The organism is Shewanella sp. AS1, from assembly GCF_021412565.1.
Taxonomy (GTDB): domain Bacteria; phylum Pseudomonadota; class Gammaproteobacteria; order Enterobacterales; family Shewanellaceae; genus Shewanella.
In genome coordinates this window covers 1-289 of record NZ_JAKCLJ010000073.1, presented here as the reverse complement: position 1 = coordinate 289, position 289 = coordinate 1, and the positions used below count along the sequence as shown (strand labels likewise).

At 65.1% G+C, this 289-nt stretch carries 1 pseudogene; it reads right to left on the bottom strand.

The features are described 5' to 3' along the window. A pseudogene (locus tag LZP69_RS16105) lies at positions 1–289 on the bottom strand (LacI family DNA-binding transcriptional regulator); the annotation flags it as partial.

Genomic DNA, 289 nt, shown 5'->3' with positions numbered 1-289 from the left:
ATCTCCGCGCTGATTTCGCGGTCGTTGGTTGCGACCGAATACTGGTCACCGGTCGCGGTGCCGGGCGACAACCTCACCATCGGCGTGCCGGTGGACGAGATCGCACTCACGATGCGCGGCATGTTCGACAGGGGGGCCGCAAGAACGATCCCGTGGGGACGGGCATGCTCGATCAGCGCCGTCAGTTCCTGGCCGATCGTGGGGCGCTGGTAGTTGCAGGGATGGATGATGAAGCGGAAGTCGGCCTTCTGGCAGGCACGCAGGACGCCCGTCTGCATGCGGAGGATGA